Origin of the sequence: Dechloromonas denitrificans, from assembly GCF_020510665.1 — a bacterium.
In the GTDB taxonomy this organism is placed as follows: Bacteria; Pseudomonadota; Gammaproteobacteria; order Burkholderiales; family Rhodocyclaceae; genus Azonexus; species Azonexus denitrificans_B.
Genome location: NZ_CP075187.1, coordinates 2,330,607 through 2,352,245 on the forward strand (window position 1 = coordinate 2,330,607; position 21,639 = coordinate 2,352,245).

The window sequence follows — 21,639 nt, forward strand, 5'->3', positions numbered from 1 at the left end:
CATTCCCAAACAAAATTCAGCGAAGCAAGCGGATCAAACCCAGCATGCCATAAACCCCGAATCCCAGGACCAGCAATCCGGACACCAGACGCACGACGGAACGGCGAACAAACTCATTCAGCCGGGCCAGCACAATGCCAGCCAGCAAAAGGTTGGGCAAAGTACCCAAACCGAAAGCCAGCATGGTTAATGCCCCCCGACCGGCAGAACCAGCCGCCAATGAGGTGGCCAATGCACTATAGACAAGCCCGCAGGGCAACCAGCCCCAGAGCAAGCCCAGGGGAAAGGCCTGCAGCACATTGCCGGCCGGTAAAAAACGTCGGGTCAGAGGCTGGATCAAGCGCCACAAGGATTGCCCGGCTCGCTCCGTAAAGGCCAGGGCACGTGTAATACCGAGCAGGTAAAGACCGAGCGCGATCAGCATCAGATTGGCCAGCAAATAAAGTCCCAGCCGAACCGGAACCTGGCCTTCCAGCCCCAGGCTGGCAGCCCCCAGCGCACCGGCTATTGCCCCTGCTGCGGAATAAGACAGAATACGCCCGGCATTGTAGGCAAGCAGCAAGGACCAACGACCGGGAGCCCCCATCGAAAGAGCGCCGACAATTCCACCGCACATGCCGACACAATGCGTACCGCCAAGCAGTCCGACAAGGAAAAGGGCAAGGTAGCCGGAATCAGGCATGGCTGCGCAACATCCAAAAAAACAAGGCGGACAGTTTAACCTGTCCGCCTCTGCTGAACGCAGTGCTCAGATGACTTTCGAGTAGCGCGTCCGCTGGCGATCGGCGCGCAGATAACGGTCGAAGACCATTGAGATGGCACGAACCAGCATGCGTCCTGGCGGCAGGACGGTAATCCAGTCGCGCTCGATCTTGAGCAGACCGCCACGCTCCATTTCGCGCATATCTTCCAGCTCGGCTGCGAAATATTTGTGGAAATCAATCAGGTGAGCGCTTTGGATACTCTCGATGGACAACTCGAAGTGACACATCAGCGCCTGAATGATCGAACGACGCAGAATATCGTCTGCATTCAGTTCAATACCGCGGAACACCGGCAGCATCTGCTCGTCGAGCCGATCGTAGTACTCATCGAGCGTCTTGACGTTCTGGCTGTAGGTTGGTCCGACCTTGCTGATCGACGAAATACCGAAGGACAGCATGTCGCAGTCAGCGTAGGTTGAATACCCCTGGAAATTGCGATGCAAGCGCCCCTGCCGCTGAGCAATGGCCAATTCATCATCCGGCTTGGCAAAATGATCCATGCCGATAAAGACATAACCGGCTTCAGTCAGCTTCTTGATCGCCAGGGCCAGAATTTGCAGCTTGGTATCGGCCGAGGGCAAATCCGGTTCGGCAATCCGCCGCTGCGGCTTGAACAGGCTGGGCATGTGCGCATAGTTGTAGATCGACAGGCGGTCCGGATCCATCGCCAGAACACGTTCCAGTGTCCGGTTGAAACCCATGACCGACTGGTGCGGCAAACCGTAGATCAAATCGACCGAAACCGATTTGAAACCGTTGGCCCGCGCAGCATTGATCACATTCGCCGTTTCTTCTTCGGTCTGGACGCGATTAACGGCAATCTGAACACGTTCGTCGAAGTCCTGGACACCGACACTCATCCGGTTGAAACCCAGCTCGCCAAGCAAAGCCACGGTTGCCGTGTCGACCTTGCGCGGATCAACTTCGATCGAGTACTCACCGCCATCGAGCAACTTGAAATGCTTGCGGGTCTCGCTCATCAACTGCCGCATTTCGTCATGCGACAGGAAAGTCGGCGTACCGCCACCCCAATGCAGCTGGATCACTTCATGCTCACCGTCCTGACCGTCCAGGCTGGCGCTCTGCAGGGCAAGCTCCTTGGCAAGGTATTTCAGGTATTTGGCGCTGCGCCCGTGATCCTTGGTAATGATCTTGTTGCAGGCACAGTAATAGCAGATAGTGTTACAGAACGGTATGTGGAAGTATAATGACAGCGGACGGCTGATACCGCCGATGTTGCGCTTGCCGAGCCACAGTTTGGCAGCGTCAGAATCGAAAGCTTCGACGAAACGATCGGCCGTCGGATACGAAGTGTAGCGGGGGCCGTTGACGTCGAAGCGGCGAATGATCTGAGGATCGAATACGAGGTTTTCAGTTGCGAAATTCATTAAACATACCACCAAGAGTTGCACGGATTATGTTCGGATGGTGCCAAATCATGGTTGACATGGATCAAGCGAACGCAGGTTGATGATGCCCCAACAAACAGCTTCACAGGAAATTTCTCTTTCGGTCATCAAGACAGCGTGTTCGAACTGCAATCTGCGCGAACTCTGCCTGCCCTTCGGACTCAACATTAACGAGCTCGAACGCCTGGATGACCTGGTTTCGACCCGTCGTCGCATCAAGCGTGGCGACCACCTCTACCGGGCCGGTGAAACATTCGATGCAATTTACGCCATCCGTAGCGGCTTCTTCAAAACCGATGTGCTGCTTGAAGATGGCCGGGACCAGGTGACCGGGTTCCAGATGGCTGGCGAGTTGCTCGGACTTGACGGCATCAGCACCGAACACCACACCTGCAACGCGATCGCCCTCGAAGACAGCGAAATCTGCGCCATTCCGTTCTCGCAACTGGAAAGCCTGTCGCGTGAAATCCATACCTTGCAGCACCATTTTCACAAGGTGATGAGCCGCGAAATCGTCCGCGACCACGGCGTCATGATGCTGCTCGGCACCATGCGCGCCGAGGAGCGACTGGCCGCCTTCCTGCTCAATCTCTCGCAGCGCTTCACGGCACGCGGTTTTTCTCACGCCGAGTTTTATCTGCGCATGACGCGCGAAGAAATCGGCAGCTACCTCGGCCTCAAGCTCGAAACGGTTTCGCGGGCCTTCTCCCGGTTCCAGGAAGAAGGCCATATCGCCGTCCAGCAAAAACATATCCGGATATTGAATGTTAACGGGCTGAAAGCCCTGATGAATCATCATCCCAACTGACTACAAGCCAGGCAGTGGATTACGCGTCAGCGCAACACTGATGATGTAGGCGTAGGCGAGCAGCGCAAAAACCAGAAATACGGCGCGAATCGCCTTTGTCCTGCCCCGCTTGAGGGCAAACGTTCCAAAGACGATATAAGCCAGCAGCCCGAGAAGTTTCGCGGTCAACCAGTTGTTGGCCAATGGATATTGCCCACTCAATATCGCCAGCAGCACGGCACTCCCGAGCAAGGTCGTGTCGACAAAATGGGGAAGCAGCCTGACCAGGCGATGCTTCAGTAACGGCGAATCGGCAAGCATCCAGATTGCCCGCAGACAAAAGCCAAGACCGCTGAGCAGCACGCACGTAACGTGTAGGTGCTTGAGTGCCAGATAACTCATCACCGAGCCGCCAGCTTGAGCGCTATTTCAGCCGAATGCTTGCGATAGCGGGAAATGGCGAGGCTCAAATTAAATCCGAGCCAGCCATTGGCCACTGCAAAAACCACCCCGGCGGGACGTGCCAGCCATTCCGGGAAAAGCACAGCGCCAAGCAAAAGCACCACGGCCAGTGCATAGCATTTCATCTGCCGCTGCATGTCGACATCAGACAGGATCTTGTTCATGTTTGGCGCAACCACCTTGGCTTGCCCTTGGTTCTGCAAGTGAAGCCAAGCGAGGAATGGAACAATCTTGTAGAGCATCCCGATGATGAATGGGACAAATCCGCCAGCAAGTAATGTAATGCCAAAAAACAGGGTCCAACCATCGATTTCTGAAGCAGCCGGCCACATTGCTGCGGTCAACAACATCAAAAGTGCAAAAATGCTGGCCGCTAAACCGATTTGCCAATACCGGTAGGTGGCGTCAGCCCTCGCCCGCCGACGCTTCAGTTGAAGACGCAGGGTCAGCACAGCAAAAGCCAGTCCGAGCAATGCAGTTATCCCCTGGACAACGCGGATCATGTTCGGCATATCGAAAAATACGGCACCGCTCCAAAGCAGGACGATGAGCAACATGCAGCACGGGAAAAGCCAGCCTGGACGTGCGGGATAACCTGGTGTCAGCTGGAACATCGGCACAACCACATAAGCAATCGCTGCCAGCAGGACTCCGGCCCAAGCCCCAAGCCCCCAGGCTGCATGTAAATCCGCCAGCACGGGCAGCGGCAAAGGCCAGCCATGAGCCAGCCCCCAAGCCATCAGCACGCCAAGTCCGACCACGCCGGCCAACCCGGCCAGCGCAAGCTTCAAGCCAAGAATCGTCGGGCTGGTGGAGCGGACACCAATCAGGGCATGAGTTGTCGCTCCCAGGATCAGCAGAGCCGTCAACAAAAGCACTCCGGCCGCAACGCTGAGCAACAGCGGGCTTCCGAAATAGAAGCCGCCAGCCAGCAGGCCAGCGCCCAGCGTCAGCCCGATATGCAACATGGCCGAGAGGCGCAAGGGGCGCCACAGATTGGCCCCCGCCACGACAGGAAAAATCTGGACCAGCGCCCCCAGCATGACTTGCAGCATGAAGCCGACGGTCAACAAATGCGTTACGGCCAAGGTCCCCGGCATCCAGCGCGAGGAAAACAGCGAAGGTCCTTCTACGATCAGTAACAGACCGGCCAGCACGCCAAACAAGGGAGCCGTGATAAAGAAACGAAAAGGCGCCATCAAAGGCGGCGCATTTTCAAAGGCCAGCAGTGCTTGCATTCAAAGCCCCGAAAAAAAACCGGTCAATCCTCACCAGATGAGGATTTCGAATGTGCCGTCCGGCATCAGTTCGGTTTCGTGCGAATGGCCATTCTGGGCCAGCACCTTATAAAGCGGGTGGGGTTCGCGGTAAAGAAGGAGGAGCATTTTTTCCCCTTCCTTCAGCGTATCGAGCATTTCCATGGTCTGGACAAATGGCTCGGGTGGCTCCATGAACCTGGCATCAACGACATGAGGAGTTTTAGGATGAGTCATGCTTCTGAGAGTTCTGCTTCAAGCCGTTCAAGAACGGCGGATAACTCTGCCGACAAGTGTTGATCACACATCGGGTAGAGAATGTTTTCTTCTTTCATATTGTGCTGCTGCATCATGATCAGCAAGGTTTCTGCCTGACCGAGATAATCCTCGGCCTCGCCGGCTACCAAAGAGGCATTCGCCTCGTCGAGCAGGGAACGCATCTGTGCATGTTCCATGCGCATCACCTGGGTCGGCCCCATGGTCATTCCGGTCTTGGCTTCGAAGGTCGGAAACAGGGTTTTTTCTTCGGTATCGAAATGCGCCAGCACAGCAGAACGAAAATGCCCGAAACTGGCCTGAGCAAGATTGAAATCCTTTTTGGCTACAGCTTGCTCGGCTTCGGCGAACAGGTCATCACAGCGGCGATGATCATCGGTCATAAAACTGCGGATACTGGTCATGATTCACTCACGGCGTTTGGATGGCTTCATTTTCGGGGCTGCACTACGCAGCCACCTTGACCGCCGTCAAATCACAAAAAATCAGGCGGCAACAATACCGACCTGCAATTCGTCAAACCAATTGATGAAACGTTGCACATCCGCGCCACGGTAGATCGCACCATGTTGCGGACACAACATGTCGATTTCCATTTTCGCGGCACGCTCGCACCAGCGGCGCTTGGCTTCATTCGAGCCCATCCAGCGCCGGTGAAAACCCTCGGCGTGGCGGATGTGCTTATCAAAATCCTCGACGAACAAGGCATCCTCTGACGGCGGCAGCAAAGCTGCACCGACATCGCCGGAAAAGAGAATCTTGGCAATCTTGTCATACAGGTGGAAATTTCCCGACGAGTGCAGGAAATGGGCAGGGACAGCCTGAAGATGAAGCCCTTCGAGGGATATATCGATTCCCTCGTCCGGAATTGCAACAAACGTTTCCGCCGTACCGCCAAAATGCGGAATGAAGCTGCTCCACAACCAACTGACATAGCAGCGCATCTGGGGATTGAATTCGAGCCACAAGGCCAGAGATGAACAAATATCCGGGTCCTGATGCGAGGCAAAAATACCGCTCAGCAAGGAGGGGTCGAATTCGGTAGACAACGCCGAAAAAACCGCAGGAAAGACCTCTGCACCACCGGGATCAAGCAACAGGCCGCGCCCGCCATGTGTCACCAGATACTCGTTGGTATCGATGATGTAGCCGGGCTTGTTGGGGTCACGGACAATGGCAATCCATTTGTGGTTGCCTTCCTGGAAAATGGTTTTTGTTGTTTTCATCGATCCCTCGCTTGATTTCAATGTCCGGTGAAAAAAGCCGAACGGCGCAACGACTCGAGTGAGTCGCGAATTTCTTCGACAATCCCGTCAAACTCACCGGAAACCTGAGCCAGCGCCGGGGCAAAACTTTGCCCGTAGGCGGCTTCAATTTTGGCCGATTTAGCCAGTACACCGCCCAATTCAACCATTCTGAAGGCATCTTCAAGCGCGCGTTTCAACTGCTTGCGCAAACTGCTCAGGCGGCGCTCATGCTGATCGTTTTCAATTTCCCGCTGGCGCAGGACAGGCGCCACGGAACCATTGGCAGTCAGTTGATCGGTCTGGCGCAACAACCGGGTAAAACGAATGTCCTTGAGAACGATCGAAACCTCATCGACACAACCGTGAATCAGGCCGGTAAGAGATTCCATGCAGGTCCTCAGATCCTGGGAAAACACACGCAGCTCATTTGACAGGACGCCGAAGCCAAGTGCGGCCGTTCCCGCCCGCTTGGCCAGGAAGATGGCATTCAGTGCCATGATGTTGATCTTGAAGGAAACACCGACAACCCGCTTGATTTCTTCATTGATCCGGACGATGCGCAAAAGATCGGCACCAGCCCGCGATGTTTTGGCATTCACTGCCATCAAGGCATCTGTCATTTATGTTCTACCGTGAAGTCCCCAGTCAGCGGCTAATGTACCAATTCGTACCGTGGACGCATAGCCCACGGTCGATTCACAGAAAGCGGGACCTACTTTTCGAGAACGTAAGTCCCGGGCGCATCGGCCAGAGACGGGAACTTGCGACTGGCCGCCGGATAGGCTTCAACCAGTTCGCCGGTTCTTTCGCCAAGCCATGCGGTCCAGTCATCCCACCAGGTTCCCGGTTTCTTTTCGGCACGCTCCATCCAGTGCTCCCAATGCTCGTTACGCTCAGGCTCGGCAATCCAGTAAGCCCGCTTGGGCGGATTGGCCGGCGGATTGACAATACCGAGGATATGGCCAGAGGTAGACAATACGAAACGGACCGGCGCCGCGACATTGATGTACTTGCGGATGCGGTAGCACTGCTTCCACGGAGCAATATGGTCATCTTCTGCCGTGACGGCGTAAAGCGGCTGGACGATCTGGTCGAGATCGATCGACTCTCCGGCGATATTCAGCTTGTCGCGCTTGATCAGATTGTTGTGCAGGTACATTTCACGCAGGTAATAGGCATGCATGGCCTGCGGCATGCGCGTCGTATCCATGTTCCAGAACAGCACGTCGAATGGCGGCAGCTTCTCGCCAAGCAGATAGCTCTTGACCCAGTAATGCCAGATCAGGCTGTTAGAGCGCAAAAGACGGAAGGAACTGGCCATTTCGGCACCATCCAGATAGCCCTTCTTGGCCATCGATTCCTCCAGCGCATTGATGCAGGCTTCGTCGATAAAGACATCGATATCGCCTGGATGCGAGAAATCCGTCAGGGTGGTGAATAGCGTCCAGTGCGCCACAGGCACCTTGCCTGGGGCAAAACGCTTGTTGGCCCAGGCCATGTAAGTGCTGACCAGCGTACCGCCAATGCAGTAACCGACGAGATGAACTTTCTCCACCTTGCAGAACTCGGTTGCCACGCGAACCGCTTCATTGACGCCATCAAGCAGATAGTCGTCAAGACGAACATCCGACATTTCCGGCGTCGGATTTTTCCAACTGGTAATGAAGACTGAAAAACCCTGGTCGGTCAGATGCTTGACCATGCTTTTCTTGGCCGTCAGGTCAAGGATGTAGAACTTGTTGATCCACGGCGTCGTAATGACGATCGGCATCGCCCGGACTTTCTCGGTCGTTGGCGTGTAATGGATGACTTCAAGCAGGCGATTGCGGAAAACCACTTTGCCCGGCGTGGTTGCCAGGTCCTTACCGACAACAAAAGCATCCGGCTCGACCATCAGGATATTCTTGGCCTTGGCATCCCGCTGGAAATTCTCCCAGCCCTGGCGCAGGCTCTCGCCATTGGTTTCGACAGCCCGCTCCATCGCCTCCGGATTGAGCCAGAAGAAATTGGTCGGAGCCACCATATTCAGCCACTTGCGCAACCAGAACGCCGCCCGACGACGCTCCTTGTCGGACAGGCCGGGCGTTTCGAAATACATGTCCTGCAAACGGTGAGTGAAGGCCAGGTACCACTCCTTGATAATGTCCCAACTGGCCGAGTCAGTCCAAACCGGCTTGCTGAATCGGGCATCATCGGCATTCGGCTGGATCACATCTTCGGAAGGAATCCCCATGGCGCGACGCAAGACATGGGACTGCAAGGCGAAAAGATCGCTCGACAGCGCGTTGACCGCACGGGTCAACTCCTGAGGGTGCATCATCCACGCCATCTGGGCAGACAGCAGCGAAGTCGTCACGCCATACGGATCAAGTGCGGCACCAATTGCCTTGCTGACAGACTCGGCCGGACTCAGTGTGTTGATATCGATCCCGCCGCGTTGCATTGCTCCATTACCCGCCATTTGCTTCACCTTTTCTCATTTTCCGAATGCATATTACAGTGTCACGAACTCGCCAGGACGAGGCATCTGCACGTTTGACCAAGCCAGTTTATCCTTGATGGCTTGCGCCAGGTCGGCCGAGGCACCAGCCTCGCCATGGACGACGAAGGTTTGCCCTGGTGGATGACGAAAACCGCCCAGCCAGCCGAGCAATGCCCCCTGATCGGCATGAGCTGAAAGTCCGCCGACGGTATAGATACGGGCCCGGACAGGAACAGGCTGACCAAAGATATGAACCAGTCGCGCGCCATCGACCAAGCGTCGCCCCAAAGTGCCAGCCGCCTGAAATCCGGTGATCAGGATCGTACATTCGCTGCGTGGCAGATTTTCACGCAGGTGATACTTGATGCGCCCGGCCTCACACATGCCGCTGGCAGAAACAATCACGGCACCACTGCGAATATCGTTCAGCGCCTTGGAGTGATCGGCATCGGAGACGAACTCAATGTGCATTTTGTCCGGATGCGAACCAAGCCAGTCGATCAGATCCCGCGTTTCAGGATCGAGCAATTCACGATGCGCCATCGTGATATGTGTCGCCTTGCTGGCCATGGGTGAATCGACATAAACCTTGAGCGGGCTGATCCGCTTGCGTCGAACCAGATCGGCCAGCATGTACAGCAACTCCTGGGTTCGCCCGACCGCAAAAGCCGGAATGATCAGGTTGCCGTGCGCAGCGCGTGTACGCTCGAAGGCATCGACGATTTCCTCTTCCGTTTCAATCATCGAACGATGCATGCGGTTGCCGTAAGTCGATTCGACCAGCAGCACATCCGCCTCGGTCGGTTGAGCAGGATCGCAGAGAACCGGCCGCCCCGGCATACCGAGATCGCCGGAAAAAATCATTTTCCGCGGTCGACCTTCACCGGAAACCGTAATTTCAAGCTGGGCCGAACCCAGGATGTGGCCAGCATCACGAAAAACGACGTTAACTGTTTCGACCGGATTGAACGTTTGACCGTAAGACACCGGCTTTAACTGCTCAAGTGCCGACAAGGCCTGGGCAACGGAATAGAGCGGCGCAGGAATACCCCGCTCGCCCATGCCGCGACGATGCCGGTGGCGCAACTGCCACTCGGCCTCCTTTTCCTGGATATGGGCGCTATCGGGCAGCAAAACCTCAAGCAGATCGATCGTTGCCGGGGTTGCGTAAATCGGCCCCTTGTAGCCCAGCATCGAGAGACGAGGCAGCAATCCGGCATGATCGATGTGGGCATGCGTCAGCAAAACAAAGTCGATCTTGCGGACATCGAAGCCGAAATTGAGGGCTCGCTGATTCTTCTGGCGAGCCTCCGGACCCCCTTGAAACATGCCGCAGTCAACGAGAAAGCGGGTATTTCCTGTCTCGACCAGATAACAGGAACCGGTGACCTCGCCTGCCGCCCCCAGAAAACCGAGTCGCATGGTTGATTTCCTCCTGACTTGGCGTAGCATGAACCTCAAGAAGGCCGAATGCAACGGCATTGCACAGTTTCAGGAGGTGACCATGTTCAAACATATTCTTGTCCCAACCGACGGTTCCGAACTCTCGCGCGCCACGGCACAACGTGCTGTTTCCTTTGCCAAGGAAGCTGGTGCCCGGGTAACCGTCTTTTTTGCCAAACCGGAGTACCCGATCGCCTATTTTGGCGAAGGGGCGCTGATCGATCCGACAACGCCGGAAAAATTTGCCGAAATGGCTGACCAGCAAGCCACGGAATATCTGGGCGAAGTGCAGAAGTTCTGTGCTGAAAATGGCGTCGAATGCAGCATCACCTCGGCAACGAGCGATGTTCCCTACGAAGCCATCATTCAGGCGGCAGAAACTTCAGGATGTGACCTGATTTTCATGGCATCCCACGGTCGACGCGGGATCAGCGGCTTTTTGCTGGGTAGTGAAACCAACAAGGTGCTGACGCATTCGAAGGTTCCGGTGCTGGTCTATCGTTGACCAAACCGCGAGTCAGTCCCCAGAGGGCTGACTCGCGCTGTCGACTCAGCGCATTACACAGCGCCCATTGTCTTCAGGCTTGATACGGCAGAGCAGTTTGCCGCTTTGTGTATCGATAAAGCTGAGTGAAGTCAGCCGCCCGATCAGATAGCGTTTTTTCAACGTAAAGTCGGTCGGTCTGCTGTATGTTGCCTTCCAGAAGGTAGTGCTCTCGCTGAGCAGTGGCGCTTCAAGACTGAGCGTCGCCATCAGGCCGACATGTTCGCTGGCGCTTGCCGGCAGATCTGCAACGAAACCGGCATCGTCATCAACTTTGCGCGGATAAAAATCGTAGAGATTCGCAAAGGCCAGAAAGTAGTCGTAGCGCCAACTGACCTTCATGTTCTGCGTTTCGCCGATCTTGTCTTCAAAGGCATAAGCACCACGTTCAACCTGTACCGACTGGAGCGGCAGGAATTTGTAGCGATAGTAGTCGTCGACCGCAGGATTCACATTGGGCTGCCAACTCCAGCCCTCAGCAATCTGATTGAATGCCATGCGATAACGCGCTTCGACCCGATCGCCATCCGGCTCGAAACTCAAGCCGGCATTCGTCAGATCGACGGCAACTTCAACCACGCGGCCAATGTTTGCCTGAAGTTCTGGCTCGGACAGACGCGCCATGGCCTCGAACTGCCGGTCGGCAGGTTCGGCGGCATGCAGTGAGCCAAAAAAGGCGGCGACCGTGGCCGCCGTGAAGATATATCTGAGGGAGATCATGTCGCATATTGTGTCGCCATTAGGGCGAATCACGGGGCCGATAGTGCGCCTTTGGGCAGCATCAAGCCCATGATGCATATCAACATTTTCTGATGCAATTCAGATTTGCGTCTGGCTGACGGCCTTGCGGAAGCGGACCAAGGCAACGGCAAAAAAACAGCTGCCGACCAGGCTCATCGCGAGCAGATCACGCCAGACAACGTCAAAACCTGCGCCACGATACAAAATGCCCTGGGCCAGCCGGACAAAGTAAGTCGTCGGTGCTGCCAGCATCAGATGCTGGACCAGCTGCGGCATACTTTCGCGCGGCGTGATACCGCCTGACAGCATCAGCAAGGGGATGATCGACAAGATGATCAACAAACCCAGTTGCGGCATCGAACGGGCCAGGGTGCCGAGAAAAATACCGATTGAGGCGGCCGCAAAGAGATAGCAGGCGGCCGCCGTGAGAAAAAGTGGTACCGAACCGGCAATCGGCACCTTGAGCACTTGTTCGACCATCACGATCAGGGCGAAGCTTGCCCCGAGCAGAACGGCCAGGCCATTGGCCCAGATCTTGGCCATCATGATCTCAAAGGGAGTCAGCGGCATGACCAGCAAGTGCTCGATGGTGCCGTGTTCTCTTTCTCGGATGAATGCTGCACCGACGAGAATGATGGTCAGCATGGTCACATTGTTGATCACCTCCATGACGCCGCCGAACCACACGCCGGTCAGATTCGGATTGAAACGTACCCGCGTCGTCAGCCTGATTGGCGTTGCGCCGGCCTCCCGCGTACCGGTCAGGTATTCGCTGATTTCACCGAGGGCGATGCTCTTGATGTAGCTGGCACCGATAAACGCCTGGGCCATGATCGTCGCATCGATATTCAACTGTATTTCCGGATGGCGACCGGCCAGGATGTCGTGCTGGAAATTGGCCGGGATAACCAGTGAAAACGAGTAACGCCCAGCATCCATGCCGGCATCCAGTTCAGCCAGCGTGGTTTGCTGCGGTGTACTGAAATAAGGCGGGTAAAAAGCATCGACAATGCGTCGAGACAGCGGTGAATGGTCCTCATCGACGACCGCCAGCGGGGCATTGTGTAACTCTTGGGAGACGCCGGTTGCCGCGGTATAAATCGCTCCGCTGAAAGCCCAGACAATCAGCGCCAGCAAAACCTTGTCGGCCCACAGGCTTTTCAGCTCTTTCACGCCAAGACGATAGATATTGCTCAGGCTGTGCAGCAGCGCATGCATGCTATTTCTCCTGCTTCCTGAGCAAAAGCACGGAAAGCAAGGTGAGCAGGGGAATGAAAGCGGCCAGCGCGACAAACTGCGGCAGCAAGTCAAGCATGCCCAGCGCCTTGGTAAAGGCACCGCGACTGATCACCAGAAAATAACTGGCCGGGAAAAACTGGCCTATCCAGTAACTGAATCCTTCAAGCGAAGCGACCGGCGTGGTCAGCCCGGAAAACTGCACGGTCGGCAAGATTGTCAGAATGGCCGTTCCGAACAAGGCCGCAATTTGGGTGTGCGTAAAGGTCGAGATCAGCAAACCCAGCCCGGTCGTGACAATCACATAGAGGAATGCACCGCAGCACAGCGCAAGCAAACTGCCCTTGATCGGCACATGGAACATCAGCTGCGACTGAATGACAAGCAGGACAAAACTGATCAAGGCCACGCCGATATAAGGCAATTGCTTGCCCAGCAGGAATTCAAGCCGAGTCACCGGTGTTACATAGAGATTGGTAATCGAGCCAAGCTCTTTTTCGCGGACAACCCCGAGCGCCATCAAAATGGCCGGGATGAAAATCAGCAGGATGGGAATGACCGCCGGCACCATGGCGTAAATACTCTTGAAATCCTGGTTGTAGCGATAGCGCGAAATGATGTTGGCCGGATAAGTTGTCTCGATACCGCTCGCTTCGCGAATCATCTGCTGGACATATTGCAGATGGACGCCTTGTGCGTAGCCGCGGACGGTTTCGCCGCGATAAGGCATTGCACCATCGACCCAGATACCGACTTCCGGCCAATGACTGCGCCGCAAATCGCTGCCAAAACGCGGAGGAATATCGATCGCCAGCGATAATTCGCCATTCTTCATCCGCCGGTCGAGATCGGCATCGTCGATGATTGCCGGTTGCTCGATGAAATAGCGCGAACCGGCAATATTGGCGATGTACGCCCGGCTTTCCGGCGACTGGTCTCGATCGAGTACGGCAAAACGCAAGCCTTCGACATCCAGTGAAATACCAAAACCGAGCACGAACATCAACAGCACCGAGCCGAGCAAGGCAAACGCCAGGCGAATCGGATCACGACGCAGCTCGAGCGTTTCGCGATAGGCGTAGCCAAGCAGGCGACGCAGGCTGAACCAGGCGGGTGGCAAAGGGGCGAGCCTGGTTTCATGGCTTTGAGCAAGGTCGACCGCGGCAGTGACCGTTTGCGGAACTTCCTTGCTCGCGCCGGTAGCGACCTCCAGGTAATCGATGAATGCCTCTTCGAGCGTTGCCTTGCCCCGTGCCGCACACAAACCGGCCGGCGTATCGCTGGCCAGCACCTTGCCGGCATGCATCAAGGAAATCCGGTCGCAGCGGGCAGCCTCGTTCATGAAATGCGTCGAGATGAAAATGGTCACACCCTGCTCGCGGGAAAGCTCGACCAGCAGCGTCCAGAAGGCATCGCGCGCCACCGGATCAACCCCGGAAGTCGGCTCATCGAGAATCAGCAAGGCCGGTTCGTGCACCACCGCAACGGCGAGCGACAAACGCTGCCGGATACCCAGCGGCAAATCGAGCGCCGGCACATCGGCATAAATTTCCAGGCCGAAACGCTGCATCAGCAGGGCGATACGCGAAATACGCCGATCATCCGGCAGATGAAAGAGCCGGGCATGCAATTCAAGGTTGGCCCGAACCGATAATTCGCCGTACAAAGAGAAACCCTGCGACATGTAGCCAACCTGCTTGCGCGTTTCGAGGTCGGTCGCATCGACTTGCTGGCCGAACAAACGGGCCAGCCCTTCACTCGGCGGCAAGAGTCCGGTCAGCATTTTCATCGTCGTCGTCTTGCCGCAACCATTCGACCCGAGAAAACCAAAAATCTCACCACGTTCAATCCGGAAACTGACGCGGTCGACCGCCGTAAAATCGCCAAAACGCTGCGACAAGGCCTCCGCTTCGATGGCCAGCCCTCCGCTCTGCGTACTGCGCGGCGGAATGATCAATTGGCGATGCGTCTGGCGCCGGGCTTCGGGCAACAGGGCAATGAATGCGGCATCAAGCGAGGTTTGCCCGGTGACATCAAGCAAGTCGGAAGGCGCACCCTCGCCGATCACCCGGCCGGCATCCATCGCCACCAGCCAGTCGAACTGCTCGGCCTCTTCCATATAGGCCGTTGCGACAAGTACGCTCATCCCCGTCCGGTGCTGGCGTATGCGCGCGATCAGTTGCCAGAACTGGCGGCGGGACAGCGGATCGACCCCCGTTGTCGGTTCATCCAGAATAAGCAGATCGGGATCGTGGATCAGCGCACAGCACAAGCCGAGCTTTTGCTTCATGCCCCCGGACAGCTTGCTCGCCGGACGATCGCGGAACGAGCTCAGGCCGGTACTTTCCAGCAGGACAGCGATGCGCTGCTCGCGCTCGGCATGCCCCAGCCCGAACAAGCGGCCGAAGAAATCGACATTTTCGAAAACCGACAAAGTCGGGTAGAGATTCTTGCCCAGGCCTTGCGGCATGTAGGCGATGCGCGGCTGGATCTGCGCCCGGAAGCGGGCGTTGGCAATATCGCCACCCAGCACCTCGACCCGCCCCGACTGAATCTGACGCGCCCCCGCAACCAAGGCCAGCAATGATGACTTGCCTACACCGTCAGGGCCGATCAAACCGACCATGCAAGCCGCCGGCAAGGCTATGTCCATCCGGTCGAGAGCGACGGATGTTGCATAGCGATGACTCACGCCCTGCAAACAAGCCACCGGCTGACGTTCCATGGCGCCCTACTTTCCGCTCACCTGCAAATTGGCCGGCCAGGCGGCGTCAGGCTGCAGACGGACATAAGCCACCCCCGGCATCCCTGCCTTGGCAAGATCGGCATGCGCTTCCAGCCAGGCCGGATCCGGCTTGATTTTCAGACGGAACATCAGCTTTTCCCGCTCACTCCGGGTTTCGACCTCGCGCGGCGTAAATTGGGCTTTCGGCGCAACAAAACTGACCCGACCGGGAATCACCTGCCCTGGCAAGGCATCGAGCACAATCCGGGCTTCGCTGTTCAGGGCGACCTGCCCCGCAATTTCGGTCGGCAAGTAAATAGTCAGGTACATATCCGACAAATCGAGCAAGGTCAGCACCTTGCCACCAGCCGCCAGGACCTCGCCGCTCTCAGCCAGCCGGTAAAGTACGCGGCCACTGATCGGCGCCTTGAGATCGGTATCGTTGACATTGACCTTGAGGCTATCCACCCGGGCATCGGCTGCAGCGACCGCTGCTTCCGCCTCGGCCACACGGCTCTGCGCCTGCGACCGGCCGGCCTGCACGCCCTGCAAACCGCTGCTATCCCGGTCGAGCTTGTCGCCACTGATGAAGCCACGCCCCACCAGTTCCCTTGAGCGCTGCAGTGTTTTTCCGGCCAGCAACACGTCGCTGTCCGCCTTGCGTACGCCTGCCCGCGCCTCATTCACGGCCTGCCGGGCCTGACGGGCTTGCGCTTCGGCCAGCCGCAACTGGGCGCGCAGATCATCGGCATCAAGTCGGGCAAGCACGGCCCCCGCCTGCACCTGATCGCCTTCGCGAACATCGACCCGGCCCAGTCGCCCTGCGATTTTGGTAGCGACATCAACCTCGATCGCTTCGAGTCGCCCATTTCCGGCCGCCAGGCCGGTCGGCAGCCCGATGGGGCGCTGCAAGTAAAGAAAGTAGGCCAATGCTGCGGTCGACCCGGCCAAAGCCAGGAAAAACAGCATTTTGATCAGACGAGAACGGTTCATATACCACCTCATTCGAATTACTGACCAGAAAGTCATTAATTCGAATTATACGACGCCGCCCTCCAGTCAGCCACCTCTGTTTTCTCGAAAACCCCGACCAGGAAGGCAAAAGCCGCCGCCAGTGAGTGGCTTGCTGCAGCACTCAGCGGCTCTCCAAGCACGAACGACTCACCCCGCAAACAAAGGACGAAAGCCGGTGGAGGAGCTTCGTTCCCGATCCGGCAACAGACGGCCAGCACCGCCTCCGGCGACAGGGCGTGCGTGGTGTGCGCCATGTCTCCTGCCGGCTGGATTTCAAAAAAACGATACGGCCCCGGCGTCCGCATACCGGCATCGATGAACAAGACCCGTTGCCGCCCAGCGAGATCCAGCGCATGTTCGATCTGCAGCTGAAAATCCTCAATCAGTTCAAAACGGCTGGCCAGCGGCGACCCGGCCAGCCAGTCGGCGATTCTGGCCAACAGCAGCGGGCCGAGCGCATCATCGCCACGACTCGGATTTCCCGTCGCCACAACGAGAACCGGGGCTTTCATTGGCGACTCAAGGCATGCAGGAAGCGTCCTTCGGCATCGCGCAATTCGACACTCAGGGGCATTTTCCCGAGGGCATGCGTTGCGCAAGACAAACAGGGATCAAAGGCGCGAATGGCAACCTCGACATGATTCAACAAGCCTTCGGTCACTTCATGGCCGTTCAGGTAACGCCTGGCGACCTGCCGGACGGCTTCATTCATGGCCTGGTTATTGTGGGTCGTGGACACAATCAGATTGGCCATCGTGACCAGATCATCGTCATCAATCTGGTAATGGTGGAGCAAAGTGCCGCGCGGCGCCTCGATCACGCCAATGCCTTCGCGCTGCCGCTTGCCCTCGACCATCAGGTCGCTGCCCAGCAGATCATCATCGTGCAGCAACTCCTTGATGACTTCGGCGGCATGCAGCATTTCGATCATCCGCGTCCAGTGATAGGCCAATGGCGCGTGCATCGGTGTTCCGCCGGCGTAATCGATGAACTCCTTGCGCTCATGTTCAGCAAATGGCGTCGATATCTGGTCGCAGTTCTGGACCCGGGCCAGCGGGCCAACCTTGTACCAGCCGTCTTCCTTGCCGAGCAATTTCAAATAGGGAAATTTCATGTAGCTCCACGGCTTCACTTCCTCTTCAATATGACGTGCGTAATCCTGATAATCGATGCCATCGAAGATCGGTTTGCCATTTTCGTCACGCGCACGCAGCGAGCCATGGTAAAAATCGAGCTGACCGTTATCGCCGACCAGCGACATGAAATTGGAACGAACCGTCGCAAAGCTGTTGTACAAGGCCGGATTCTGGCTATGCACCTTCTGGATCAAATGGACGGCATCGCGCGACCAGGCAACGATCTGGTAAATCTCACCCAGCAATTCGTCGCGCTCGGCCGGTGTTAATGATTTGTTCATGCCGCCGGGTACCGCCCCCGTTCCATGCACCCGTTTTCCTGCGGTCAGGCGAATCACTTCCTGGCCAAATTTACGCAGCAGCACACCGCGTCGGGCTATTTCCGGATGCTCTGCCGCAACACCGACGATGTTGCGCCGACTGACATCGCTATCGAAACCGAAAAGCAGGTCCGGCGAACAGAGATGAAAGAAATGCAGCGCATGCGACTGCAGCATCTGGCCGTAATGCATCAAGCGACGAAGTTTTTCTGCCGCCGGCGTCAGGCGCTTTGCACCGACAACCTGATCAAGCGCCTTCGAGGCTGCAAGATGGTGGGAAACCGGGCAAATACCGCACAGGCGCTGAACCATCACCGGCACTTCCCAATAAGGCCGCCCCTGAATGAATTTTTCAAAGCCGCGGAACTCGACGATATGCAGGCGTACCTGATGCACCTTGTTGTGCTCATCAAGCAGGATCGTTACCTTGCCATGCCCTTCGACCCGCGAAACAGGATCGATTGCCACGCGGCGCAAGCGCTCCGGGTGTTCGGCTGATTCCAGCGAATAAGTCATCGTCCCACCTCAATCAATCGTAATGCAGCAAACCATGCCCCAATTCGGGCTCGCGACCGGCCAGCAGATCGGTCAACACCTTCCAGATGGCGTCTCCGGATGGCGGGCAGCCGGGAATGGCGTAATCGACATGGACCACCTCATGGATCGGATGGACACGATCCAGGGGCAAAGGCAGTTCCGGATCGTTCGGAATCATCCCGTTGGCCGGCCCCGGACTGGTGTGATAAACCTCTTCGAGCAGCACCGCCAGCGGCCAATGATTGCGCTGCGCCGGCAAGCCGCCATTGATTGCACAAGCCCCAAGTGCAATCAGGATTTTGCAGTTCCGGCGAAACTCACGCAGCACATGAATGTTTTCGGTATTGCACAGGCCTCCCTCGACAATCCCGATATCGCAATCCGGGCTGCAGTTCTTGATATCGGTCAGCGGCGAGCGATCGAATTCAATGTGCTCCAGCAAGGTGAACAAGCGTTGATCGATATCGAGAAGGGACATGTGGCAACCAAAACAACCGGCTAGCGAAGTGGTGGCCACCTTGATCTTTTTCCTTGGCTCAATCATGGCGAATCTCCTCGGCCACCTTGCCCGGCGCACTGATCGGCTGCTGGTCGTAAGTCCGCTGGCCGATGGGCACGGCAAAACCGGTGCGTTTTTTGAGGATGACGCCGACCGGACAAACCTGTGCGGCCTTGTCAGCCAGCGAAAAATCCGTATCGGCCAGACGCCCTGAGCGAGCGTTGACGATCAGGTGCGTCCCGATACCTCGCCCGGACAGGGCAAAAACCTGCTTCTTGTCGACCTCCCTGCTGGCCTGAACACACAGCGAACAGAGGATGCAGCGATTGAAGTCGAGCAAAATATCCGGATGCGAGGCGTCGACCGCGCGATCCGGGAAAAAATGATCGAAATGCGGCGACATCATGCCGAGATGGTAGGCCGTGGCCTGCAACTGGCAATGGCCGCTCTTTTCGCAGGAAGGACAAAAGTGATTGCCTTCGACAAAAAGCATCTGCGTCAGCGTCCGGCGCTCGGCGTTGATTTCTTCCGTATCGCTTTCCACCACCATTCCGGACTGCGCACGCAGCGTGCAGGAGGCACTCTGACGCCCATTGACCTTGACGGTGCATAGCTTGCACGAACCGTTCGGCTTGAACGCCGGGTGGTAGCACAGATGGGGAATATAGATCCCGGCCTGGCTGGCGGCCTGCATGACGGTCTGGCCGATTTCGAAAGGGATGACTCTGCCGTCGATCGTGAAAGTCTGGCTCATGCACTTCTCCCTTGTTCAACGTCCAGATGCGCTTGTGAATCATCGCGTCCGGTCATTTGCCTGGCGGTCGACAAGGCCCGGTCAAGATCGAACGCCGGGACAAATTGATCGTGCACCATGCGCTTTTCGTAAGCCGGCTTGAAGCGGACGATGGTGTCGATCACCGGATTGCAGGCGGTATGCCCCAGGCCGCAGTGGCTCATCGACTGCAGCAACTGGTTGAGTTTTTCGATTTCACCAAGGTCGTAAGGCGAGCCGTGCCGGTCATGCAATTTATCCATCAGCTTCTTGAGCAACGACGTCCCAACCCGGCAAGGTGTGCAGAAACCGCAGCTCTCATGTTGGAAAAAATGCACATAAGCACGTGCCACTTCAAACATGTCACGGCTGCGATCAAAGATCGTCAGCGCACCGGCGGTCGGAATATCCTCGAAACCGATGATCCGGTCGAACTCCGCTTCGCTCAGGCAAATACCGGATGGACCGCTGATCTGGACTGCCTGTGTCTGGCTCGCGCCACAATCCTCCAGCACCTGGCGCACCGTCACGCCGTAGGGATACTCATAAATACCCGGACGGGCGCAATCGCCAGAAACGGAGAGCAACTTGGTGCCGGCCGAATGCCGGGTACCGAACGAGGCATACCAGTCGCCACCTTTCAGCGCAATCAGGGCAACAGCGGCAAAGGTTTCAACGTTATTGACGATCGTCGGCTGATCGAGATAGCCATTTGTGACCGGAAATGGAGGCCGATTGCGCGGCGTACCGCGTTTACCCTCAAGCGATTCGATCAGCGCCGACTCCTCGCCGCAGACATAAGCCCCCGCCCCGAGGTGGATATCGATATCGAAATCAGCGCCCGGAATTCCCAGGATATCGCGGCCCAGCAAATTTGCCTTGCGCCGGGCACTCAAGGTCGCATTCAGCGCCTCAAGCAGATAGCGATACTCGCCACGCAAATAGAGGAAACCGCGTTGCGCCCCGATGGCATAGGCAGCTGCAGTCATGCCCTCGAACACCTGATCGGCATATGAACTGAGCAACACCCTGTCCTTGAAGGTACCCGGCTCCCCTTCGTCGGCATTGCAGACGATGATCCGCTGCTGCCCGGCTTTCAGTGGTGCATTGCGGCAAGCCTCCCATTTCAGGCCGGTCATGAAACCAGCCCCACCCCGACCACGCAGATTGGCTCGCTTGATTTCATCAAGCATTGCCGCCGGCCCGCCGATGCCCGAAGGCAATCCCTCCCGCCAGGAACGCATGTTGGAAGCAATCAGGCCATCGCTCGGCACACGCTCACGGGCAGCGCGCAGCGCATCACCCGGCTGCATTGTCTGATCGAGCAGAATATCCGCCCGACGAATATGATCAGCGACATCGAAGAACGCGGCCGGCCACTCGCTCAGTGGCCGCCGATTGCGAACCAGTTCGGCGATCTGTTCGATGCGTGCTGCGGTCAACCGCGTGATTGCCCGGTTATTGACCAGCATGCCCGGTCCCTGATCACACATGCCCGTGCAGGATGTCCGGTCGATACTGAGCAGGCCGTCTTCGGAAACCTTGCCCGGCTCGACCCACAAACTGCGGCACAACTGTTCGAGCAAGGCTTCGCTGCCCTGCATCCGGTCGGTAATATTGTCCGAAAACAGAATCCGGTATTGACCGCGTGGCCGGAGATACAAAAAACTGTAAAACCCGGCCACGCTCTCTATCTCGGCACGCGCCACGCCCAGCACGGACTGAATCCGGTCAATCGCCTCGGGAGGAATCCAGTCGCAAGCCTCCTGCACCTCGCGCAAAATCTGCACCATGCAGGTTGAATCGCGACGGTAACGCGCGATGACCCGATCGACAATTCCGGCAATCGCTTCGCCATGCATTTCGCCAAGTGCCACAACAACCTCCCGGAAGTTATTGGTTCAACCTCAGGCTAGCACCAACAAAACAAGGTTTGTTGAGAAAGATCAATAACCTAGAACTTTTATTCAAGGGCTTGGCAGCATTCGT

Annotated in this window: 21 protein-coding genes; 2 read left to right on the top strand and 19 right to left on the bottom strand. The window is 56.9% G+C overall.

Features of this window, described 5'->3' with window-relative positions:
- Positions 1 to 16 precede the first annotated feature (16 nt).
- Together KI614_RS11090 and hemN are read right to left on the bottom strand one after the other, a co-directional pair.
- Positions 17 to 682 (bottom strand): sulfite exporter TauE/SafE family protein, encoded by a 666-nt coding sequence (locus tag KI614_RS11090; protein WP_226405821.1) that lies wholly within the window; start codon positions 680 to 682, stop codon positions 17 to 19.
- Between the two features lie 66 nt (positions 683 to 748).
- The gene (gene hemN, locus KI614_RS11095) at positions 749 to 2,152 is read right to left on the bottom strand and encodes an oxygen-independent coproporphyrinogen III oxidase (RefSeq protein WP_226405822.1); all 1,404 of its coding nucleotides are present in this window, start codon (positions 2,150 to 2,152) and stop codon (positions 749 to 751) included.
- A gap of 82 nt (positions 2,153 to 2,234) precedes the next feature.
- Here hemN and fnr point away from each other — a divergent pair, with 82 nt between their 5' ends.
- A complete protein-coding gene (gene fnr / locus KI614_RS11100; RefSeq protein WP_413464146.1) occupies positions 2,235 to 2,981 on the top strand; it encodes a fumarate/nitrate reduction transcriptional regulator Fnr in 747 nt (248 codons plus the stop codon).
- On the opposite strand, the gene KI614_RS11105 is transcribed toward fnr, so the two are convergent.
- From KI614_RS11105 to KI614_RS11140, 8 genes are all read right to left on the bottom strand, one after another.
- Complete coding sequence (locus tag KI614_RS11105) at positions 2,982 to 3,362, bottom strand: SirB2 family protein (RefSeq protein ID WP_226405823.1); 381 nt, start codon at positions 3,360 to 3,362, stop codon at positions 2,982 to 2,984.
- Positions 3,362 to 4,660, bottom strand: coding sequence for a hypothetical protein (locus KI614_RS11110; protein WP_226405824.1), 1,299 nt, complete (start codon positions 4,658 to 4,660; stop codon positions 3,362 to 3,364). The genes KI614_RS11105 and KI614_RS11110 overlap by 1 nt, the downstream gene beginning before the upstream one ends.
- Positions 4,661 to 4,690: 30 nt before the next feature.
- Positions 4,691 to 4,915 (bottom strand): DUF2249 domain-containing protein, encoded by a 225-nt coding sequence (locus KI614_RS11115; protein ID WP_203467122.1) that lies wholly within the window; start codon positions 4,913 to 4,915, stop codon positions 4,691 to 4,693.
- Entirely contained in the window at positions 4,912 to 5,358 is a 447-nt protein-coding gene (locus tag KI614_RS11120; RefSeq protein ID WP_226405825.1) for a hemerythrin domain-containing protein, read from the bottom strand. Before KI614_RS11120 ends, KI614_RS11115 begins: the two co-directional genes overlap by 4 nt.
- Before the next feature lie 81 nt (positions 5,359 to 5,439).
- A complete protein-coding gene (locus KI614_RS11125) occupies positions 5,440 to 6,180 on the bottom strand; it encodes an MBL fold metallo-hydrolase (protein ID WP_203467124.1) in 741 nt (246 codons plus the stop codon).
- A gap of 17 nt (positions 6,181 to 6,197) precedes the next feature.
- Positions 6,198 to 6,821 (bottom strand): chemotaxis protein, encoded by a 624-nt coding sequence (locus KI614_RS11130; RefSeq protein ID WP_226405826.1) that lies wholly within the window; start codon positions 6,819 to 6,821, stop codon positions 6,198 to 6,200.
- Positions 6,822 to 6,913: 92 nt separating this feature from the next.
- Complete coding sequence (locus KI614_RS11135) at positions 6,914 to 8,644, bottom strand: PHA/PHB synthase family protein (RefSeq protein ID WP_413464200.1); 1,731 nt, start codon at positions 8,642 to 8,644, stop codon at positions 6,914 to 6,916.
- Between the two features lie 51 nt (positions 8,645 to 8,695).
- Positions 8,696 to 10,105, bottom strand: a complete 1,410-nt coding sequence (locus KI614_RS11140) for an MBL fold metallo-hydrolase (protein WP_226405828.1) — start codon at positions 10,103 to 10,105, stop codon at positions 8,696 to 8,698.
- An 82-nt stretch (positions 10,106 to 10,187) separates the two neighbouring features.
- On the opposite strand from KI614_RS11140, the gene KI614_RS11145 reads away from it, so the two are divergent.
- Entirely contained in the window at positions 10,188 to 10,631 is a 444-nt protein-coding gene (locus KI614_RS11145) for a universal stress protein (RefSeq protein WP_203469407.1), read from the top strand.
- Positions 10,632 to 10,676: 45 nt separating this feature from the next.
- Here KI614_RS11145 and KI614_RS11150 read toward each other — a convergent pair whose 3' ends face one another.
- The 9 genes from KI614_RS11150 to KI614_RS11190 form a co-directional block, all read right to left on the bottom strand.
- Complete coding sequence (locus KI614_RS11150; RefSeq protein WP_226405829.1) at positions 10,677 to 11,390, bottom strand: hypothetical protein; 714 nt, start codon at positions 11,388 to 11,390, stop codon at positions 10,677 to 10,679.
- 99 nt (positions 11,391 to 11,489) lie between these two features.
- Entirely contained in the window at positions 11,490 to 12,629 is a 1,140-nt protein-coding gene (locus KI614_RS11155; RefSeq protein ID WP_226405830.1) for an ABC transporter permease, read from the bottom strand.
- 1 nt (position 12,630) lies between these two features.
- Complete coding sequence (gene rbbA / locus KI614_RS11160; RefSeq protein ID WP_226405831.1) at positions 12,631 to 15,372, bottom strand: ribosome-associated ATPase/putative transporter RbbA; 2,742 nt, start codon at positions 15,370 to 15,372, stop codon at positions 12,631 to 12,633.
- 6 nt (positions 15,373 to 15,378) lie between these two features.
- A complete protein-coding gene (locus KI614_RS11165; RefSeq protein WP_226405832.1) occupies positions 15,379 to 16,365 on the bottom strand; it encodes an HlyD family secretion protein in 987 nt (328 codons plus the stop codon).
- 35 nt (positions 16,366 to 16,400) lie between these two features.
- Entirely contained in the window at positions 16,401 to 16,898 is a 498-nt protein-coding gene (locus tag KI614_RS11170; protein WP_226405833.1) for a hydrogenase maturation protease, read from the bottom strand.
- On the bottom strand, positions 16,895 to 18,358 hold the full coding sequence (locus KI614_RS11175; protein WP_226405834.1) for a Ni/Fe hydrogenase subunit alpha: 1,464 nt from the start codon (positions 18,356 to 18,358) through the stop codon (positions 16,895 to 16,897). The genes KI614_RS11170 and KI614_RS11175 overlap by 4 nt, the downstream gene beginning before the upstream one ends.
- 13 nt (positions 18,359 to 18,371) lie before the next feature.
- The gene (locus tag KI614_RS11180; RefSeq protein ID WP_226405835.1) at positions 18,372 to 18,923 is read right to left on the bottom strand and encodes an NADP oxidoreductase; all 552 of its coding nucleotides are present in this window, start codon (positions 18,921 to 18,923) and stop codon (positions 18,372 to 18,374) included.
- Positions 18,916 to 19,632: a 2Fe-2S iron-sulfur cluster-binding protein gene (locus KI614_RS11185; protein ID WP_226405836.1), complete on the bottom strand. Its 717-nt coding sequence runs from the start codon at positions 19,630 to 19,632 to the stop codon at positions 18,916 to 18,918. Before KI614_RS11185 ends, KI614_RS11180 begins: the two co-directional genes overlap by 8 nt.
- Positions 19,629 to 21,527 carry an NAD(P)H-dependent oxidoreductase subunit E gene (locus KI614_RS11190; RefSeq protein ID WP_413464147.1) on the bottom strand — a complete coding sequence of 633 codons (1,899 nt, stop codon included), beginning with the start codon at positions 21,525 to 21,527 and terminating at the stop codon, positions 19,629 to 19,631. Before KI614_RS11190 ends, KI614_RS11185 begins: the two co-directional genes overlap by 4 nt.
- Positions 21,528 to 21,639 lie beyond the last annotated feature (112 nt).

Excerpts from the sequence above, each read along its gene's own strand:
- KI614_RS11110 (WP_226405824.1), bottom strand. The coding sequence starts at position 4,660 with ATGCAAGCACTGCTGGCCTTTGAAAATGCGCCGCCTTTGATGGCGCCT.
- KI614_RS11115 (WP_203467122.1), bottom strand. The coding sequence starts at position 4,915 with ATGACTCATCCTAAAACTCCTCATGTCGTTGATGCCAGGTTCATGGAG.
- fnr (WP_413464146.1), top strand. The coding sequence starts at position 2,235 with ATGATGCCCCAACAAACAGCTTCACAGGAAATTTCTCTTTCGGTCATC.
- KI614_RS11150 (WP_226405829.1), bottom strand. The coding sequence starts at position 11,390 with ATGATCTCCCTCAGATATATCTTCACGGCGGCCACGGTCGCCGCCTTT.
- KI614_RS11140 (WP_226405828.1), bottom strand. The coding sequence starts at position 10,105 with ATGCGACTCGGTTTTCTGGGGGCGGCAGGCGAGGTCACCGGTTCCTGT.
- hemN (WP_226405822.1), bottom strand. The coding sequence starts at position 2,152 with ATGAATTTCGCAACTGAAAACCTCGTATTCGATCCTCAGATCATTCGC.
- KI614_RS11145 (WP_203469407.1), top strand. The coding sequence starts at position 10,188 with ATGTTCAAACATATTCTTGTCCCAACCGACGGTTCCGAACTCTCGCGC.
- KI614_RS11180 (WP_226405835.1), bottom strand. The coding sequence starts at position 18,923 with ATGATTGAGCCAAGGAAAAAGATCAAGGTGGCCACCACTTCGCTAGCC.
- KI614_RS11105 (WP_226405823.1), bottom strand. The coding sequence starts at position 3,362 with ATGAGTTATCTGGCACTCAAGCACCTACACGTTACGTGCGTGCTGCTC.
- KI614_RS11170 (WP_226405833.1), bottom strand. The coding sequence starts at position 16,898 with ATGAAAGCCCCGGTTCTCGTTGTGGCGACGGGAAATCCGAGTCGTGGC.
- KI614_RS11175 (WP_226405834.1), bottom strand. The coding sequence starts at position 18,358 with ATGACTTATTCGCTGGAATCAGCCGAACACCCGGAGCGCTTGCGCCGC.
- KI614_RS11165 (WP_226405832.1), bottom strand. The coding sequence starts at position 16,365 with ATGAACCGTTCTCGTCTGATCAAAATGCTGTTTTTCCTGGCTTTGGCC.
- KI614_RS11120 (WP_226405825.1), bottom strand. The coding sequence starts at position 5,358 with ATGACCAGTATCCGCAGTTTTATGACCGATGATCATCGCCGCTGTGAT.
- KI614_RS11125 (WP_203467124.1), bottom strand. The coding sequence starts at position 6,180 with ATGAAAACAACAAAAACCATTTTCCAGGAAGGCAACCACAAATGGATT.
- KI614_RS11185 (WP_226405836.1), bottom strand. The coding sequence starts at position 19,632 with ATGAGCCAGACTTTCACGATCGACGGCAGAGTCATCCCTTTCGAAATC.
- KI614_RS11135 (WP_413464200.1), bottom strand. The coding sequence starts at position 8,644 with ATGCAACGCGGCGGGATCGATATCAACACACTGAGTCCGGCCGAGTCT.
- KI614_RS11130 (WP_226405826.1), bottom strand. The coding sequence starts at position 6,821 with ATGACAGATGCCTTGATGGCAGTGAATGCCAAAACATCGCGGGCTGGT.
- KI614_RS11090 (WP_226405821.1), bottom strand. The coding sequence starts at position 682 with ATGCCTGATTCCGGCTACCTTGCCCTTTTCCTTGTCGGACTGCTTGGC.
- rbbA (WP_226405831.1), bottom strand. The coding sequence starts at position 15,372 with ATGGAACGTCAGCCGGTGGCTTGTTTGCAGGGCGTGAGTCATCGCTAT.
- KI614_RS11155 (WP_226405830.1), bottom strand. The coding sequence starts at position 12,629 with ATGCATGCGCTGCTGCACAGCCTGAGCAATATCTATCGTCTTGGCGTG.